Genomic DNA, 1,263 nt, shown 5'->3' on the forward strand with positions numbered 1-1,263 from the left:
CTAGTGCTGTGACCGGAAACGTTCACCGGGTTGGGTGATGGGTTCAGGCTGCTGTTGTGAGGGGCCGGCCGCCCCAGCGGATGCCTTTCTCGCTGCGGATGCGGGCGCGTTCGCGGCGTTGGGCGGCCAGTACGTCGGGGTGGCGGGCGTGGGTGTTGCGCCAGCGCAGGTAGGCGTGCAGAGCCCGGGTCTGGACGGTGTGGTTGGGATGGTCGGAGTTGGCCAGGGTGAACTGGCGTAACGGCCCGAAGTGCGCCTCGATCGGATTGGCCCAGGAGGCGTAGGTCGGCGTGAACAGCAGCCTGACCTTGTTCTTCTTGGCCCAGGCGCGAATACGCCAGTTCTTGTGGGCCGACAGGTTGTCCAAGATGACGTAGATGGGGGCGCCGTCCGGGCGGGCGGCCCGGATCGACTTCAGGGCGGCCCAGGTGTGGTCGATGCCCTTGCGCGCTCGGTTGACGCCCCACAGCAGGTCGTCGCCGACGGAATAGCAGCCGTGGAAGTAGGTGACGCCCTGGGTGCGGCGATAGGTGGCCGGCAACCGGTTCGGCTGGCCGGCGGGTGCCCAGCCGGTTCCGGCGGTGGGCCGGATGCCGAGCGGGCCGAACTCGTCGAAGGCGAAGGTGCGCTCGGGGCGGTGGGTGAGGGCGTACTCGATCTCCTCCAGCTTCGCGTCGAAGTCCGCATCGGGTGAGTCCTTCCAGGTCTTGGTGCGCTGGAAGGTGATCCCGTGCCGGTGCAGCAGGATGCGTAACGCCTCCCGGCCAAGGGCGATGGCCCGGCCGGGAAGGCGGCGCAGATAGTGCAGGAGCTTGCGGATGGACCAGCGGGTGAACGGCTGGCCGAGCTTGGCTGGTCGCGTGGTGGCCGTCGCCGCGATGAACTCTTCGTCGTCAGGACTCAGCAGGCGGGGACGGCCTCCCGCCCACTGAGGGTCCAAGCAGGCCAGACCGATCTCGTTGAAGCGGTGGATGACGTCCCGCACGGTGTCTTCATCGGCCTGCACCAGCCGGGCGATGACCGGGACGGTGTTGCCGCCGGCCGAGGCCAGCAGGATCATCGCCCGCCGATACCGCACCGTGCTCATCGTGCCGCGTCGCACGATGCGCTGCAGTTTCTGCCCCTCTTGGTCCGAGAGCCTGCGGACCTTGACCGGTTGTGTCACCGGGCCTCCCAACTGCTGGAACGAGCGTGATCAGCTCATCCAACCGGCAGGACCGTCCTACACGCCAACCCGGTGATCATTTCCGGTCACAGCACTAG

The 1,263-nt window shown here is 67.8% G+C and carries 1 protein-coding gene; it reads right to left on the reverse strand.

Annotated features, from left to right (window positions below):
- Positions 1 to 43: 43 nt before the first annotated feature.
- Positions 44 to 1,165, reverse strand: a complete 1,122-nt coding sequence (locus tag HII36_RS55245) for an IS630 family transposase (RefSeq protein WP_173531397.1) — start codon at positions 1,163 to 1,165, stop codon at positions 44 to 46.
- Positions 1,166 to 1,263: the final 98 nt, after the last annotated feature.

It is taken from the genome of Nonomuraea antri (assembly GCF_013283785.1).
Classification (GTDB): Bacteria; Actinomycetota; Actinomycetes; order Streptosporangiales; family Streptosporangiaceae; genus Nonomuraea; species Nonomuraea antri.